The sequence below is a fragment of the Ruegeria sp. CF3 genome (assembly GCF_056537365.1).
Genome location: NZ_JBQFRK010000006.1, coordinates 30,199 through 46,647, shown reverse-complemented (window position 1 = coordinate 46,647; position 16,449 = coordinate 30,199). Strand labels below are relative to the sequence as shown.

Below are 16,449 nucleotides of genomic sequence, written 5' to 3'. Positions count from 1 at the left end.
CGAAGTTAGTTCCTAGTCACTTAAGTCACCTGTACCCGCGGATCGACTAGTGCTATAGTGTTTTGGAAATATCGACTGCAGCACAAACAGGCAGATCTTCAAGGCCTCCGAGGATTTGAAGATATCCGAATGCAAATGGTAGTCGGTCCAAAGCCCTTCCAACAAAGCAACCAACGCGTTTGTTGCAAGTTTGACGTCTATGTCCTCGTACTCGCCTTCGTCCTTTATTTGCTCCAACAGCTCCAGGATCACCGCGCGGAAACCTTTGTCTCGCGAGTCGATGAAAGGAAAAACGTTTGGGTTTGAGAGCGCTTCAGCCCGAAAGGAAAACCAGATCGAAACGTCCCGCGCATTAAGGACTAAGGGGTCGAAATCTGCCTTAATGATAGAGATTAGCTTGTCTGCCGGGTCTAACTCTGGATTTATTGCAATGGCCTTCCACTGCCCCGCGTAGCGGACTGACAGTTCCTCAGCCACCGCAAGCAGCAGCTTTTCCTTGGAGCCAAAGTGTAGGTTTATCATCCCTTGCGACAATCCCGACAACTCTTGGATTCTTGCCGCGGTTGTGCCGCGAATTCCGTATTTATAGATGGCGTCTGCAGCCGATTGGATCAACTGATTTCGGTTCTGCAACCTGCTGAGTTCCCGTGCGTTTGCTGGAGTATCGGGCTCGAGAGTAATTTTACTTGTCCTTTGCTGGGGTGCGCTTTCTTGATCTTTTCGCATTTAACAGAGCGGAGGTTCAAGGATTGACATTGAATGAATGCTTGTTCATTTTGTGATATATATTACATCACGGTGGCCTATGACCCTATCGAACTCCGATTTTCAATCCATACGCAATTGGGACAACGAGAACTTTCTGCACCCGTGGGAGGGCATGGCACATCTGGGCCAAAACGAACGGACCTTTGCCGAAAGCGGCCTTGGCGTTCACGTCGTGACAGAGGACGGAAAGCGCCTGATAGACGGCCCTGCTGGTATGTGGTGCATTCAATTGGGCTATGGAAACATCGAGATTGCCGACGCGATGGCGCAGCAGGCGAAAGAGATGGCGTATTTTTCGCCGTTCAATAATGCCAACTCGGCTCCGGCCCGGTTGGCACATGAAATTGTCCAGAGAACCCCGGGTGACCTGAACCACGTGTTCTTTACAACAGGAGGTTCAACGGCCGTGGATAGCGCTCTGCGGTTTGTGCAATTTCGCAATAACCTGCTGGGAAAACCTGAAAAGAAAATCGTGATATCGCGGCAGAAAGCTTATCACGGATCGACGTATCTGGCGGCCTCGGTGTCCGGAAAAGAGCGTGACAAAGGTTGGCTGGACCAGGCAAGTCAGCTGACGCGCTTCCTGCCGAATGTTAATCCGTATACTCGTCGCTCCGATCAGACGGTTGACGACTTTCTGGACGAAAAAATAGCGGATCTGGAAAACATGATCTTACAGACCGGCGCAGACAAGGTCGCTGCTTTCATCGCTGAACCGATCTTGTGCTCTGGTGGCGTCATTGTGCCTCCACAAGGATATCATCAGCGCTGTTTGGAAATCTGCCAGAAATACGATGTCCTGTATATTTCAGACGAGGTCGTGACCGGATTTGGGAGGCTTGGACACTGGTTTGCTTCTGAAGACGTCTTTGGAATTCAACCCGACATCATCACTTGCGCCAAAGGCATGACGTCCGGGTACGTACCTATGGGGGCGTGCATCATCTCTGATCGGCTGATTGCAGATGTGAGCGGAGATCACGGGCGGAACGCTACTTTTTCAAACGGCTTCACCTATTCGGGCCATCCAGTGAGCGCGGCAGCGGGATTGAAAACTATTGAAATCATGGAGCGCGACCGCATTCTGGAACATGTCCGCGCAATCACTCCGCTTTTTGAAGAGCGCCTACAGGCTCTGGCCGACTTGCCACTGGTCGGCGATGCCCGCGGTATGGGGCTGGTTGGATGCGTTGAATGCGTTGCGGACGCCGAAGCTAACAATTTATTGGATCTAGATAAGTCGGTTGGCGCTATGATTGATCACCATTGCCAGGAAAACGGGCTGATCCTGCGGCCCATCATCAACATGTGTGTGTTCTCCCCTCCGCTGATCATCACGGAGGGCGAGTTGAACGAGATGTTTGACATCCTTGAAAAAGGAATCCGGCTGGCAACCGACGACCTGACGCGCCAAGGCGTATTCAGAACATAGGAGCAACCGCGAAGCCTGCCCTACCTGCAGCAGCGCTTACCCAGCGCGCATTGCATCACGGGGCAATTTGATCGGGAACTTGGACCGAACCTCTTCGTCCGCCTTGCTACCAAAGTAATTCGGGTAGTGATTGGACAGAATGTCATCCACTAGGGATCGGCTACGCTCGAACATGTCCTGACGACCCGCTTTCTCCCAAGTATCAGTCAGCTCGCGGTCCATCAGTGTCGGGTAGACATACTCGGTTTCCATGTACTGCAATGTCTGAGTATTACCGAGGAAATGTCCGGGATCGATCGCGCATTCATGGATGACGTCGACTGAAAGCGTTTCATCACTCACCTCAATCCCGCGAAGCGTCCGTGAGATCATGCCCGCAGCTTCGTTGTCGATGACCATCGACTCAAAGCTACAGCCCATCAGGCTGCCGAGCATTCCGCCAAACTCGCAGAGCCGGTTGGCACCGGCATGAGCCGCCAAAGCGAATGTCAGAGCTTTTTCTAGACCATATTGCGCATCGGGGATTTTGGAATCCGTCATACCACATCCGACGCTGGTCGGCAGGTTGTAGAAATTGCCCATTTGGATAGCTGCCGCGGATATCAACGCCTGCTCACCACTGCCGCCTGTAAACGATCCAGTGCGCAGATCGGTAATAAACGGCCAAGCTGCAAAGACAACAGGGGTGCCCGGGTTAATCAGGTTGGCAATGGCGACGCAAGATAGAGTCTCGGCGACGGCTTGCGCCAAAGTCCCGGCCAGAGGCGCAGGCGACGTCGCCCCAGCTTGCGGTGGAACAGCCAAATCGCAGACAAGCCCCATCTTCGCTGTATCAATCAGGATCTCCAAATTTTCCCGCCCGAACCGGAGCGGGGACACTATGGGACAACCGCCAAAAATGACCGAGGGTTTCTCGAAGAATTTGCCCTCCCCGCCTGATGCCAGATCGAACAGATGAATCGCGTCCTGAATGTGCTCTCGAGTACGGAACGTCAGGCAAGATGGTTTTTCGCTACCCGCCAGAATGGCGTAGAGCATGCTCATGTCATGCTCGTAGTCCTGCGGCACATCCGTTGCCAGAACCGTATCACCGGTCATGTGGATGTTGTCGAGCCGGTCAACCAATCGGGTAAAGTCGTAAATGTCCTTGAGTGTTGATGGCCGGAAACTGCGAGTCTCCGCGTCGAAAGTTGTCACAGCAGTACCGGAGTTTGCGTAATACACCTTGTCCTTGGTGCAGTGCATGTCGTCCTTGCCGGCTCGCGAGCCGCGTGCGTGGACATAGAACTCGCTGGCAGCCTTCGCCAAAAGGTCTTCCATCAACGCGCGAGGGAAGCACAGCCTACCATGCTCGTTCACCGTCGCCCCTTTGGGCAGCACGAGATCAAGAACTTCCTGCGTTGGATCACCGACACCCGTGCGCTCCAGAATGCCAAGAGCGGCTTCATGAATGCGCGACATGTCAGCGTCTGAAAGGGGCTTGTACCGCCCACCCGAAATGCCCGGCCAGATTGCTTGCGAGGCGACGTTGCTGGTTCGCACAGCTGCACGTGCTTCACGCCCACCCCCGCGCCGTCTTGATCTGCGCTTCGTCAACTCTGTCATAGTATTTCTCCGAATTCTGAGCGTGTCAGATCATGCTGAAGTAATTGCGATAAAACCCGGGGATGCTCCACTCCATCTCGGACAGCGGCCCTGGGACGAAATGGTGCGAGTTCACGCCTTCCTGATTGTGTCGTATGATCCGCTCGTCATCGAGCGACGTGACATGCCAAAGCCACGTCAGAGTATCCTTGTCATAGTCATGACCCTCTTCAGCGCCTCCGCGTACGTACCAAACGATCTGAATATCCGTTTCCTGCAGCGCGCGAGGGACGAAGCGATACCCGACCATGTGATCTGCATAGACGAGGAAGTAGTTCAGTGTGCCGATCCCCAGATCAGTTGCTCCGCCATCGTGGGATTTCAGTTCGCCCAAAGGCGGCGCCAGAGGCGCTCCATCCTTGCTGCCGGTCACATAGCCGGGGAACAAAGGGTAGCGCCGCCAATAAACATCTGCGCCCGGCGCGTCCGCATTTTCTCCTGTCAGATCAAGTTCCTCGGTGGGCACTCCGGCTTCTTTCATCCGTTCATTCAATGCCCCGCTAAACTCCAGAACCTGGGCTGGATCTTTCAGGGAATGGCTACGCGAATAGTCCTGATGGGACGGCGCGCAGTGATAGCACTCCAAGTAGTTCTCAAGGGCCAGTTTCCAGTTCGCCGGAACCGGGTATGATGCCTCGTGCGCTACTTTCAGGTTTTCAAAATCGAACGGCTTTGAAAGCGGGGCCAGCCTTTCCAGGGCAGCATCCAGCGGCGGAGCATCTTCTGCCGCGCAGACAAAGATCAGACCCTGAAAAATCTTCACCTGAACAGGGAACAACCCGTACTGGCTAGGGTCAAAGTCCTGTCCCATCGATCGGCCGTTTCGTAGCTTGCCGTTCAGGTCAAAAGTCCATGCATGATAAGGGCATATGAAGTTGCGCACCTTGCCTTGCTGTTCAATGCAAACCCGCGATCCTCGGTGGCGACATACGTTCAAATGCGCTCGCACCTCGCCCTCACGATCCCGAACGACAATGATGGACTCGGGCCCATAGTCGAACAGGAAATAGTCGCCCGGTTCAACGACCTGACTAACGTGGCCGACCCAGATCCAGTTACGGTTCCAGAACGCGTCGATATCGTTCTCGTATACTGCTTGAGACGTATAGAAGTGTCGAGGCAAGGCGAACCCCTCCCGTTGCGCGTCCATCAAGTCGCGCATTACTTGCAAGTCATCTTTTGGCATTGCGCACCTCATGCAGATTCAAGGGAAACGATTTCCCGGCGGAAGAATTCACGGTCGATGTCGTCCGCGTTACGTTCGAAATTTCGAGCAGCCATGTGACCCGAGTATACAGCGTCCGCGATCAAGCCCGGGTTCGCGGCATCTCCGATTAATTCCAACGTACGCAGCGGACTTTCATTCAACCCGCAAAGCTTGTCGTAAAGGGCGGTTTCTCGCATTCGTTGCGTCACCAGAACGACGGAGCCGCATTCAATGAAATTCTCTCGCCCCGTGTAGACGCACTGCAATGTCGCCTGACCTGGCGCGACATCGACCAAAGTCTGGGACAGATTTAGGTGAACGCCTTTTTCCAACAGACTGCGTTGCACTTTAGTCTGCTCCAACGTCAATTCGGTAAACGGCGAAACTATTGAGGCCGGCGTCACAAAGAAAACCTCTCGCCCAGCCTGAGCCAAATGATCCGCCAAGACTCCACCGAGATAGGCTTGATCATCATCGTAGACCACAATCGGGCCGTCCTGCGGCATGACCCCGGCCATAACGTCATCCGGAGTGAGAACTTGAGAACCTGAATCGATTGACACACCGTGGAATGCAGATTTTCCGCGCCCGTCTCGTCGCCATTTTGCGCCCGTTGCAACAAAGACGTTCGTAATACCCAGTTCGACGACCTCACTGGCTGACAGTCGGCTGTCGGTGAACAGATGAACGTTCCCGCGTTGTTGCAGGTCGTAAATTCTGTGATCTGTCACGCGCTTCCAGGCGGATAGCCCGATCAGGCTAGCTTCCTGCAACACGCGGCCGCCAAGCTCTTGCTTTGCTTCCGCCAGAGTTACCTCGTAGCCCCGACGCGCCAATTGCATGGCGCATTCAAGCCCGGCTGGTCCACTGCCGACAACGAGCGCAGCTTCCTCTTCTACCCGACGCTCAATGATCTCAGGATGCCATTTCCTCCGCCACTCTTCGCCCATAGTCGGGTTTTGTGTGCAGCGTATGGGGACGCCGAGAGAATCGGATGAAACACAGATGTTACAACCAATGCATTCTCGGATTTCTTCGATGCGACCTTCCTTGATCTTGTTGGGCAGAAACGGATCAGCGATGGATGGTCGCGCCGCGCCGATAAAATCAAGGATACCCTTCCTGACCAGTGACGCCATCAAGTCCGGAGACGTTAGACGCCCGACGCCGACAACAGGCTTTGAGGTCACTTGTTTCACAAATTCGATATATGAGGTTTGAAAGCCGTCGCGGGGCTCGAACCGGGTCGTCGCAGAATCGTTGCTCCAATCCGCCACGTTAACATCCCAAAGGTCTGGAAGCTCGGCCAGAAATTCGACTACAGCACGGCCTTCTTCCTGCGCTTGCATGCCGTCTGACCCAAGCATTTCATCAACCGCAAACCGCAAGGCAATGGCGCAATTGTCTCCAACCTCCTCCTTGGTTTCTTCCAGAAGCTCGTAGGTCAGTCGCACCCGGTTCTCCAACGAACCTCCATATTCATCCGTCCGATCATTGAACTGTGGCAGCAGAAAATGATGAGGCAATGTCATGTGATGCCCGGCATAGACATACACAATGTCGAACCCGGCTTCGCGCGAGCGACGAGCCGCAGCGCGATGCCACTTGCGGAACTCACGAATATCCGACTTGTCCATGGCTCTGGCCTGTTTCGGGTATGGGGTCTGCAGGACAAGTTCTGATGGGGCCAGCAAGGGCGCACGGGTCAGGTGGTTTTGGGCATGGTGACCGTTATGCGCCAATTGGATTGCCGCAAGCGAGCCCTTCTCATGAATTGAGTCGGTTATCAGACGCAGTGCTGGAATATCCTGATCGTCCCAAATTCGGTTTTCAGAATAAGGAGACAAATCCGAAGTCGGATGAATCTCGGCCTCCTGAGTGGATACAACCGCCCAACCGCCCTCGGCTTTCATCGCCCGCATGGCAGCTTCGGCCTGAGGTCGCAAATGACCCAAACCATTGCAGTGGGGCACTTGGTAGAACCGGTTACGAGCCGTTACTGGCCCGATCTGAACCGGTTCGAAGAGAACAGAATATCGGTCAGCGCCTGACATTACCGCGCTTCCTCCAAGAAAATCGGAATTAGTTTCGTGGGAATGGAAGGTTTCCTACGTCCCCACCATTCCCGGCTGTGTTGTAAGAGTGCCTTTAGAAGCCAGCTTTGATGCGCTCGAATTCCTTCAACATCTTGGCCTCCAACTCGGGGTTAACAGCGTCAAAGAAAAGGCTGCCTTCAAAGAAGCTGTCCACATCCGAGAACCCGTAGGTTTCGATCAGTTCCGGGTCAGCTTGGGCAAACGCGTCCTCGTTGGCGTGTGCGTATCCCCAGCTTTCGATGATGTATTTACCGCTTGCGGCAGAGCTGAGCGCGTTCAGCATGTCATAGACTTGCTCATCCGACTGTTTTGCAGATTTCAGATGCACATAACCGCAGACCCAAGTTGCGATACCTTTGTCCACATCACGCATCATGACCGCTGGCGTTTCGTTCCAGATCAGGTTCAGTTCCGATTGGTTCCATCCCCAACCCAGCGTGACCTCACCGCTGGCAATTGCCTGATCCAGTTGGCCGGCGTCAGACCAATAAAAGCGTACGTTCGGATGAATCGCGCGCAGGTAGTCCGCCGCTTTTTGGAATTCCTCGTCACTCATATCAGTATAGCTGGAGGCGCCAGTTGCCAATGCCGCCATTGCAAAGGCACTGGAAGCGGCGTCCGGAATGGCGACTTTGCCCTGATATGCAGGATCGGCAAGCAATTGCAGCGAAACATCATCTGCCGAAATCATATCGGTGCGATAGATAAGACCAGTATTGCCCCATTCGAACGGAACCATGTAGGTCTGCCCATCGATGGTGATGCCATCGACCTCTTTGATCTTGGGCATCAGCTTGTCCCAGTTCTCCAGCTTGCTGGTGTCAATCGGCTTGATCATGTCTGCCGCTACCCACTTTCTCAGGGCATCCGTGCAGGGATGGGCCAAATCGGCTTCAAACCCGGACTGAAGCTTAGTGAACGCTTCTTCCACGCTGCCAAAATAGGTGTAGCTAGGCGCGCCGCCGTACTTTTCGACGTAGTCGCCATAGAAACCCTGATCCTCATATCCGGACCAGTCAAAAACGGTCAGATCAGCGGCGTTCGCCAGAGCGTGGCTGGCGGCAAAGGTGGCAACCATTGCCGCCGTAAGTGATGTTGTTTTACTCATTTGTCTCCTCCCAAAGATTCACGTTTACCCAAGTCGATCACCGAGGCGCTTTGAACCCCAAGCCAGACGGTATCGCCCCGGCTGTGATCGACTGTGTGAAAGTAGTTCGGTACGGCGACCGCAACGCTGTCCTTCAGACCATCGACGCGCACATAGTAGTGGACGCTCTCACCATAGAAGGCGACGTCCGATACCTCGCCTTGAACAAGAGCATCGTACCCATCCGGTTTTTCCGCGCTGATTTCCAATTGCTCAGGCCGAACGCCGACAAGAAGTTCTTTGTCATGCACCTGAACATTTGGGTTCACTCCGATCGTCATCTCCCCAAAGCCCTGAACGTTGACTTTCAGCGCTTCAGGGTTCTCTGCCGTTACCTCGGCATCGAGAAAGTTCATTCCGCCGATGAAAGAGGCCACTTCCCGGTTACAAGGTTGTGAATACAGAACCTCAGGCTTATCCACTTGCTTGAGCTGTCCAGCGAACATGACGCCGATCCGATCGGACATGGTCATCGCCTCGTATTGATCATGCGTGACCATCACGAAGGTAATTCCAAGCTTCTGCTGCAGACGGCGCATTTCCAACTGCATCGCTTCGCGCAGATTTTTGTCCAGCGCTGATAAAGGCTCATCCAGCAGCAACACCTTCGGTCGCATGACAAGCGCACGAGCGAGCGCCACACGTTGCCGCTGACCACCGGATAACTCATTGGCCTTGCGGTCCTGCAATCCGCCAAGCTCAACCATCTCAAGCGCCTCGGCCACGCGTTCTTTGATTTCCTTCCGCGAGAGCTTTGTCTTGCGTAATCCAAACCCAACATTGTCGCCGACATTCAGGTGCGGAAAGATCGCGTAGCTTTGGAACACCATATTGGTGGGGCGCTTGTTGGCAGGCACCTCTCCCATCGTTCGACCATCGATTCGGATCTCGCCTTCTTCGTGATCTTGAAAACCTGCAATAATGCGCAACGCTGTTGTCTTACCGCAGCCCGAAGGCCCAAGCAGCGAAAAGAACTCACCCTCTTTCAAGGTCAGGTTCAGATCGGACACAGCCACAAAGGAACCAAAGCGTTTTTCGACGCCCTGAATTTCGATGATGTTCTGTTCGCTCATCTTACTCTTTTCCTTTGGCTTCAATCAGAGGATTGGATGGAACGGCGGCGGAAGTATTCGGCAATCAACAGCAGCAGGACTGAAGACAGTAAAAGCAGCGACCCCAGCGCCAACGTGTTGGGCAATTTTGCCGGAAAGCGGATCTGGCTCCAGATATAGACAGGCAATGTCGGGCTGTTCCCGGATAGGAAAAAGGCCAGGACAAATTCATCAAACGACACGGTGAACGTCACCAGCAGGCTGGCGATGATGCCGGGCGCGACGATTGGCAAGGTAACACGCCGAAACGTACCCACGACGCTTTCACCAAGGTCGAACGCGGCCTCCTCCAAAGACTGGTCGAAATCGTCAAATGCAGATTTCATAATCGACACGGAGAAGGGCAGTGCCACGAACACATGCCCAAGGATCACCGTTGTCAGCGATGGCTTCAAACCGATACTGATGAACAGAACCAGCATCGAGCTGGCGACAATGATACCGGGCACGACCAGCGGGAGCATGACCAGACCTTCGGAGAACTCCCGTCCTTTGAAACGGTACCGGACATAGGCGCGCGCGGCGAACAGGCCCAGAGACGTCGCCATCAAGGCAGTCACACTGCCGACGATCAGCGAATTGACCATCGCCTGCAGCAACGTGTCTTGCTGACCCAACTGCGCGTACCACTTCAACGTGAACCCCTTTAGCGGGAAAGCCACGATGGTTCCGTCATTAAATGAAAACAGCGGCAAGAGCAGAACTGGCAGGTACAGAAACACCAGATAGGCGATCGCATAAACAAGCAACCATGGGATACGAATAGCCTTGGTCATCTGATCCTCCGCCCCAGTGCGGTGACGACCACCACAAACAGGATTGCGACGCAACCGACCGAAAGCATGGCAAGCAGGGACAGGGTTGCACCCAATGGCCAATTATTGGCCGCGCCAAACTGAACCTGGATCAAATTGGCCACCATTTTTCCCTGCGAACCGCCGACCAGGGCTGGCGTGACATAGTCGCCAACCGTGGGGATGAATATGATCAAGCAAGCGGCGATGATCCCTGGCACCGTCAGGGGCAAAGTTACGCGCACAAACCGTTCCAACTTGCTGCACCCTAAATCGGTTGCGGCCTCCAAGAGGCTGCGGTCGATCTTTTGCAGCGACACATAAATCGGCAGGATCGCAAACGGCGCCCAGGCATGTGCAAGTGTAAGGACAACGGCGAATTCATTGTAGAGCAGGAATGTAAGCGGCTCCTCTATCAGCCCCAGCGAAATCAATGCTGAGTTCATCACCCCATTGAAGCCAAGGATCAATTTCCAACTGAACACCCGCAGCAGGTAGCTGCTCCAAAACGGGATGGTAATCAGCAATAGCCAGAGGGTTTTTTTCTGCGTCCGAAATGCGATGAAGTAGGCAATCGGATAGGCCAGACCGACCGTTGCCAATGTCACTGCCCCCGCAATCGCGACCGACCGGACCATCAGATGTCGAACCAGCGGGTCGGTAAACGCCTCTTGGTAATTCGCCCAGGTCAGTGTGCGGTCAATCTCGACATAGGTCTGGGTCCAAAAGCTGTAGGCGACAAGAATACAAAGCGGAACAGCCACGAGCAGGCCGACATAGAGCGTCGCAGGCGCGCTCAGTGCCAGGCCCTTGCCCGTTTCACCTCGTAGTACTCCGGCCATGCTTCCCTGCTGAGCTTCGTTTTCGGTGGCACGACAATGTCGATCACAAAATGGACAATCGTCCATTTAAATCTGGAATTTTTGGACTAGTTGTGTCAACTGATAATTTCGCAACCGGGGATGGCCAATTTCACACTGGCCGCTAGAAAGCACCGCAAGAGACTGAAAACAAACAGAGCCGCCTGATCCAATGACTCGAAGACGACAAGAAATACGCGAGCGAAATCGCCTTTCTCTGATCGAGGCAGTACTCGACTCGGTCGCAGAAAAAGGGATTTCCGAGACCTCGGTCAGCGAAATCATTCAACGCGCCGAGCTGTCCCGCGGAATGATTCACCTTCATTTTGGCGGCAAGGACAATTTGGTTGACGAAGCCGCCCGCTACTCATCCGAACAATACTACAATGGAATTTATGACTTGTTGGAAACGACCGGGCAAACCGGACAGGAACATATTGAGATGATTGTTCGGGGCGACTTGAGTGAAACCATTCTCAATAAGAAAAACGTTTCCATTTGGTACGCGTTTCGAGGCGAGGCCCGAAACAGAGCAGCAATCGCAGCGTTTTCAGATACCCGCGATGCTAAGCTTCGTAATCTGGTTTTCAACGCTTTCGCTCGAATTGCGAAAGAAGCTGGAACCGAACACCCTAATCAAGTTGCTAGGGATGCTACGCACGGCACACTCGCAATGCTGGAAGGCATGTGGACAGATTACCTACTCCACCCGGATTCATTCGATCGCGACGAAGCAATGAGAATTGTTTTTCGATTTCTGCACGCAATGTTCCCGAAACACTTTGACCTACAAGGGGCCCTTTTGTTTGAGTAAAACTTGCGACAAGCTTTCTTTCTGGCCACTTTAGAAGTGGATAGTATCAGTCTTTCAACCAGCGAGATGGAAACATGGAAGTGGCACATAATGTTCATTCGAACAGGCTGCAACATTCAGCAAAAAAGCCGCGTACGATCTTCCGGCCATGGCCTTGACGTTGACCTAACTGCCATCACCAACAGCGGTCTCAGGAACACGGTCGTCTCGAACCAACTAACGTGGCGGTTAGCCAAATTGAGTTTCTGAGAAGGTTCATGGCACAAAACGACGAAATTCTTGCTGCGTCTGAAGAAATTTGTTCGGCGCTAAATAGCGTGTTCAACAAGAATCCGAGACCAATGAGCAGCGTATGGTTACTTAGCCATGGCGTTACAGCGATGCGCCCCAATGGTGGGAGCGAAGTGGGCTTGGATGCTATTTGGATTGCATAGAAGAATGCCGCAGAATTTTTTGAATGTGGGATGGTTGAAATGAAGGAACGCATCATCTTCACATTTGGTGACTTTGTTTACGAAGTTGGGTTAGAAAAAGGGACTTTCCTCCCTTGAAGCAAACGGGTCGAAGTCGCACACAGAGCCACAAACGTATTTCGCCGTATTGGGGGCAGTTGGACGATTGCCCATCACCACACAAACAAATCAGATGGCGCCATCAAAGTTTTTGAGAGCTTGTAAACTTGACTCTAATAGACTTTCGGTGATTGGAAGAGCCAAGACAACTCACCGTCTTTTGTCAAATGACTGGTCAGGTTGTCCGACCAAACAGTTCAGCACCCATGGATAGCTTGTAGTGACATAGTAACCATACTCACCATCCACAGTCATGCCATTGCACTCATCCAGATCGCCAGCCCCGGTGAACTCGTAGTCGTCGATGTATGTCCCGTCCGGAGTGCCACCCGGCCCTTTAGGCGGAGCAGGTCTCGGCGTGGTTTTAAGTTCATAGCCAGAGATCGCCGGTCTAATTTTGCCATCGCTGTCTTTGAATATCGTCCCGTAGATCGGAAAGCCGTCAGCTGCGAAGCCAATAACTGGTGACGGCTTATCAAGGTCGTGATCCAAAAACAGAGCATTTGGATTGGAATGGTAATGATACCTTCCGTCGGGCTGGGCGTGGGCATTGTGAAGATCCACACCAAAATACTGATCGTAGGACGGGGGATCGAGCAGCCAAGGATCCGTGTCTCGACACCCCGCCAAAACGTTGCCATTCTTGTCTGCTCGCGGCCCGCTTGGGCGATAACACCCGGCCGAGAGCAAATCGACCGGCACGCCATTCAACAAAATGGCATCATAACTCCGTTGCGACAGTGCAGTTTGTTTGGGGGCTTTTTCTGGATTTCTGGGAACCCGAAAAGTGCCTGACAATTCCTTTACATCGTTGGCGAAGTTGGCTGTAGGCCCGTTGAAATCATGGTTAGGAATGCCATTGGTCTTAAGAGTACACTGCTGACTATCTGCCGAGATTTCGAGTTCGGAGTTAAAATGTTGCTGGCGGGTGACGTCTTCCACTGAAGCGGAATACACGCCAGCATAGTCCGCGCAATCTGCTGATCGGTTACTGAGCAAGAGATTGGTAATGTCCCGAGCTGCGTTTTGCGCATGAGCCTGAACCGCCGTAAATCCTGTCAGAAGCGCACTGAATGTCAGAACTTTCAATCGCATGGCTCAAACTCCTTGGGCTTTCGTAAACTCCAAAAAAATGTTGGTCGAAGAAAGTAGTCATTGGTCATCCTACCTTCAGAAAGCGACGCGGTCTCCGCCTTTCAAGTCCAGAATTTCCCTTGCTTCATCAGGGGTCGCGACCTGACTGCCCAGATCTTCTACAATACGTCGGATTTTAACGACTTGCTGAGCGTTGCATTCGGCCAGTTTTCCACGAGAGATAAATAGGCTGTCTTCAAGACCGACCCGAAGGTTACCACCCATCTGGCTTGCCGTCGTGGCAAGGGACATCTGTGCTCCACCTGCTCCCAAGACCGACCACCGATAGTCGTCACCGAACAGCCGGTCAGCAGTACGTTTCATGAAGATCAGATTGTCGACTTCGGGTCCAATGCCGCCGAGGATGCCAAAGATGAACTGAATGAAAATTGGTGCCTTGAACAACCCGATATCCATGCAGAATTTCAGGTTGTACAAGTGCCCGACATCATAGCATTCGTGTTCGAACTTGATGTCATGAGGCGCAAGCGTTTCCGCCGCCTCGCGAATGTCCCGGAAGGTATTGCGAAAGATGTTCTGATCGGAATTCGCGACATAGTCCTTCTCCCAATCAAACTTCCAATCGTCATCACCGTATCGGTTGGCCAAAGGGTGAAACGAGAAGTTCATCGAACCCATATTCATCGAGCACATCTCGGGGCTGAAAGTCTTGGCCGGGTTGATCCGGTCTTGAATGGATAATGTCAGCGATCCACCGGTCGATAGGTTCACAACCGCGTCGGAGGCCTGTTTTATGCGCGGCAGGAATGGCGCAAAGTCATTAGGTTCAACCGATGGCGACCCGTCCTCAGGGTTTCGGGCATGCAGGTGTAGGATCGACGCACCGGCCACGGCGGCTTCGATCGCCTGCCTCGCGATGTCATCATAAGTGTATGGCAGCGCCTCTGACATGGTGGGCGTGTGGATTGCTCCTGTTACAGCGCATGTGATGATCGTTTTTTTCTGACGAGCCATGGGTTCAGTTTTCCTTGGATTGCCCGATGCGCTTTACGCGATAGCCCAGCGGGAAAAGTTGCAGATCATAGCGGCTACGGATCGCGCCCCAGATGCCTTTTGGTGCCTTGAGCATGACGACAATTGCGACCACGCCGAGAACGATCAGGTAAGTTGTTCCTAGGTCGGCCAGCGTTTCGCGCAGCGCAAAGAAGACGAGTGTGCCGATGATCGGTCCTTCGATGGTACCGATGCCGCCGATCACTACGATGAAGATGACGAAGGCAGTCCAATCATTGACGCTGAACGCCGCATCCGGCGATATGCGCAGCTTTTGCAAGAAGATCAGCGCGCCGATCATCGCCGTGAATGCCGACGTGACGACGTACACTATGAACTTCGTTCGCCAGATATCGATGCCAAGGCTACCGGCGGCCAGTTCGTTGTCCCGAATTGCCGTCAACGCCAAACCTTGGCGCGAACGCAGGAAGAGATACACGGCGGTTACAACCAGCACGGCGGCCCCGAGTGCCAGCCAATAGCTCAGCGCCTCACGCATCGCGCGCCCGGACGCCAGTGATTTCACGATGGCAACGGGCAGCGAAGATCCTGACCCTCCACCAAGCGCTGAGATTTGCGCGAAGCTCAGCCGGAAGACTTCAGCGATGACCCAGGTGCCTATTGCAAAATATGCCCCCCGAAGCCTGAAGATCAGGACGGCGACCGGGATCGAGATCAACGCTCCCAGGACCCCTGCGGCTGCGATAGCAACCAATGGATGCAAACCGCCCAGCATCGTCAGTGCAAACAGCATATAGCCACCGAAGCCGACATAGGCCTGCTGACCGACCGACACGAGACCAGCGTAACCCGCCATGAGGTTCCAAAGGGTGGCGAGGGATAGGTAGAGGAAAAGTTCACCCATCAGGCGCATGTCCGCGCGACCTGCCCACCAAGGGGCTGCAATTAAAACAAGCAAGCTGATTGCGGCCAGGATCGCAGCAACGCGGGCTGGTTTCGAAGAACGGGAAACCGAATATTCTTGGAAGTTCATCCGGAAACCCTCGGGAACAGGCCGTTTGGGCGCACGGCGAGAATGACAAGAAAGGCGATATGGCCGGCTAGCAATTGCAAACCCGGATCGATCTTGGCTCCAATAGTTTGCGCGACACCAAGTATGACGCCACCAATGAGCGTGCCCCAGAGGTTGCCGAGCCCACCGATGATGACCGCTTCAAAACCAAAGATCAGGCGACCGCCACCAATGGACGGATCAAAGCTGGTCCGAATGCCAAGCAGGATCCCGGCAATTGCGGTCACGCCCAGCGCCAGCGCCATGGCCAGTCCAAAGATATGCCGACGATTGAGGCCCATAAGCTGTGCGATATCTTGATTGTCGGACACGGCCCGAAACGCGCGACCAAGCGCGGTGTGATAAAAGGTCCATTGCAGCCCCCAGATCACAGCGATGGCGATCCCGAAGGTCAGGAGCGGAAGAAGCCCAAGCGTCAACCCTCCAACAGCGACGCTTGCTGTTTCCAAAGTGCCAGCATTCAATGTTTGAGGGTCGGCAGTGTAGACCTCAAGCAACGCGTTCTGGATAATTACACTCAGCCCGAAGGTCACAAGCAGCGGTGGAAGAATATCGTCGCCCAGGGTTTGGTTCAGTAGGCCGCGTTGAAGGGCATACCCAATCAGCGCCATAGCGGGCACGACGATCACCAGGGCGGACATCGGAAGCATCCCCGTCGCGGTCGTCACGGTCAGCCCCAAATACGCGGCCAGCACAATCAAGTCGCCATGAGCGATATTGACGAGCCGCATGACGCCAAAGATCAACGACAGACCTGCGGCAAACAGCGCGTATAGCCCACCCAGCAAAGTTCCCTGCACGATAGCGTTCAGCCATTCCATA

General features: G+C 53.8%; 15 protein-coding genes and 1 pseudogene. 4 read left to right on the top strand and 12 right to left on the bottom strand.

Annotation, left to right across the window (positions count from 1 at the left end):
* Positions 1-12: 12 nt before the first annotated feature.
* Positions 13-726: a TetR/AcrR family transcriptional regulator gene (locus ACR0KC_RS17845; protein ID WP_480772064.1), complete on the bottom strand. Its 714-nt coding sequence runs from the start codon at positions 724-726 to the stop codon at positions 13-15.
* A gap of 79 nt (positions 727-805) precedes the next feature.
* Here ACR0KC_RS17845 and ACR0KC_RS17840 point away from each other — a divergent pair, with 79 nt between their 5' ends.
* Positions 806-2,200: an aminotransferase gene (locus ACR0KC_RS17840; protein WP_480772063.1), complete on the top strand. Its 1,395-nt coding sequence runs from the start codon at positions 806-808 to the stop codon at positions 2,198-2,200.
* Between the two features lie 36 nt (positions 2,201-2,236).
* On the opposite strand, the gene ACR0KC_RS17835 is transcribed toward ACR0KC_RS17840, so the two are convergent.
* The 7 genes from ACR0KC_RS17835 to ACR0KC_RS17805 all read right to left on the bottom strand — a co-directional run bounded on the left by ACR0KC_RS17835 (position 2,237) and on the right by ACR0KC_RS17805 (position 11,042).
* Positions 2,237-3,805 (bottom strand): trimethylamine methyltransferase family protein, encoded by a 1,569-nt coding sequence (locus ACR0KC_RS17835; protein ID WP_480772062.1) that lies wholly within the window; start codon positions 3,803-3,805, stop codon positions 2,237-2,239.
* Positions 3,806-3,830: 25 nt separating this feature from the next.
* A complete protein-coding gene (locus ACR0KC_RS17830; protein WP_480707278.1) occupies positions 3,831-5,030 on the bottom strand; it encodes an aromatic ring-hydroxylating oxygenase subunit alpha in 1,200 nt (399 codons plus the stop codon).
* Positions 5,031-5,038: 8 nt separating this feature from the next.
* The gene (locus ACR0KC_RS17825) at positions 5,039-7,105 is read right to left on the bottom strand and encodes an oxidoreductase (RefSeq protein ID WP_480707276.1); all 2,067 of its coding nucleotides are present in this window, start codon (positions 7,103-7,105) and stop codon (positions 5,039-5,041) included.
* A gap of 94 nt (positions 7,106-7,199) precedes the next feature.
* Positions 7,200-8,255: an extracellular solute-binding protein gene (locus ACR0KC_RS17820; protein ID WP_480772061.1), complete on the bottom strand. Its 1,056-nt coding sequence runs from the start codon at positions 8,253-8,255 to the stop codon at positions 7,200-7,202.
* The gene (locus tag ACR0KC_RS17815) at positions 8,252-9,367 is read right to left on the bottom strand and encodes an ABC transporter ATP-binding protein (RefSeq protein ID WP_480707272.1); all 1,116 of its coding nucleotides are present in this window, start codon (positions 9,365-9,367) and stop codon (positions 8,252-8,254) included. The genes ACR0KC_RS17820 and ACR0KC_RS17815 overlap by 4 nt, the downstream gene beginning before the upstream one ends.
* A 20-nt stretch (positions 9,368-9,387) precedes the next feature.
* Complete coding sequence (locus ACR0KC_RS17810; RefSeq protein ID WP_170402644.1) at positions 9,388-10,182, bottom strand: ABC transporter permease; 795 nt, start codon at positions 10,180-10,182, stop codon at positions 9,388-9,390.
* The gene (locus ACR0KC_RS17805; protein WP_170424729.1) at positions 10,179-11,042 is read right to left on the bottom strand and encodes an ABC transporter permease; all 864 of its coding nucleotides are present in this window, start codon (positions 11,040-11,042) and stop codon (positions 10,179-10,181) included. The genes ACR0KC_RS17810 and ACR0KC_RS17805 overlap by 4 nt, the downstream gene beginning before the upstream one ends.
* A 190-nt stretch (positions 11,043-11,232) precedes the next feature.
* On the opposite strand from ACR0KC_RS17805, the gene ACR0KC_RS17800 reads away from it, so the two are divergent.
* The 3 genes and pseudogenes from ACR0KC_RS17800 to ACR0KC_RS17790 all read left to right on the top strand — a co-directional run.
* Positions 11,233-11,874 carry a TetR family transcriptional regulator C-terminal domain-containing protein gene (locus tag ACR0KC_RS17800; protein WP_170424725.1) on the top strand — a complete coding sequence of 214 codons (642 nt, stop codon included), beginning with the start codon at positions 11,233-11,235 and terminating at the stop codon, positions 11,872-11,874.
* 257 nt (positions 11,875-12,131) lie between these two features.
* Complete coding sequence (locus ACR0KC_RS17795; protein ID WP_170513124.1) at positions 12,132-12,308, top strand: hypothetical protein; 177 nt, start codon at positions 12,132-12,134, stop codon at positions 12,306-12,308.
* A gap of 138 nt (positions 12,309-12,446) precedes the next feature.
* A pseudogene (locus ACR0KC_RS17790) lies at positions 12,447-12,551 on the top strand (nuclear transport factor 2 family protein); the annotation flags it as partial.
* 45 nt (positions 12,552-12,596) lie between these two features.
* Here the strand turns inward: ACR0KC_RS17790 and ACR0KC_RS17785 are convergent.
* From ACR0KC_RS17785 to ACR0KC_RS17770, 4 genes are all read right to left on the bottom strand, one after another.
* Positions 12,597-13,541, bottom strand: coding sequence for a YHYH protein (locus ACR0KC_RS17785; RefSeq protein WP_170636322.1), 945 nt, complete (start codon positions 13,539-13,541; stop codon positions 12,597-12,599).
* Positions 13,542-13,616: 75 nt separating this feature from the next.
* On the bottom strand, positions 13,617-14,555 hold the full coding sequence (gene kce / locus ACR0KC_RS17780; protein WP_480707268.1) for a 3,5-dioxohexanoate:acetyl-CoA acetone transferase: 939 nt from the start codon (positions 14,553-14,555) through the stop codon (positions 13,617-13,619).
* A 4-nt stretch (positions 14,556-14,559) separates the two neighbouring features.
* Positions 14,560-15,588 carry a branched-chain amino acid ABC transporter permease gene (locus ACR0KC_RS17775; RefSeq protein WP_480707266.1) on the bottom strand — a complete coding sequence of 343 codons (1,029 nt, stop codon included), beginning with the start codon at positions 15,586-15,588 and terminating at the stop codon, positions 14,560-14,562.
* Positions 15,585-16,448 (bottom strand): branched-chain amino acid ABC transporter permease, encoded by an 864-nt coding sequence (locus tag ACR0KC_RS17770; protein WP_480707264.1) that lies wholly within the window; start codon positions 16,446-16,448, stop codon positions 15,585-15,587. Before ACR0KC_RS17770 ends, ACR0KC_RS17775 begins: the two co-directional genes overlap by 4 nt.
* Position 16,449 lies beyond the last annotated feature (1 nt).